Source organism: Schleiferilactobacillus perolens DSM 12744 (genome assembly GCF_001435585.1).
Classification (GTDB): domain Bacteria; phylum Bacillota; class Bacilli; order Lactobacillales; family Lactobacillaceae; genus Schleiferilactobacillus; species Schleiferilactobacillus perolens.
Genome location: NZ_AZEC01000095.1, coordinates 1 through 228, shown reverse-complemented (window position 1 = coordinate 228; position 228 = coordinate 1). Strand labels below are relative to the sequence as shown.

The following is a 228-nucleotide window of genomic DNA, read 5'->3' as shown; positions in this document are numbered from 1 at the left end:
GTAAATCAAGGTGTTATCACCAATTGTTTCCTTATCAACTTGGCGGAACCATCCGTCAGGAAGATGATTAGTTTTAATGGTGTAATCAGGATTTTGCTGAGCTTCTTCGACGCTCATACCAACCTGTGCGATTTGTGGTGAGGTAAAGACAATGGTTGGGATGGGCGGATAGTTGATTGCGTCAGTAGTCTTTCCTGTGAAAAGTTGGGTTAAATAACTAGATTCAAA

1 pseudogene is annotated in these 228 nt (G+C 41.2%); it reads right to left on the bottom strand.

The features are described 5' to 3' along the window. A pseudogene (locus FD09_RS15770) lies at positions 1-228 on the bottom strand (NAD(P)/FAD-dependent oxidoreductase); the annotation flags it as partial.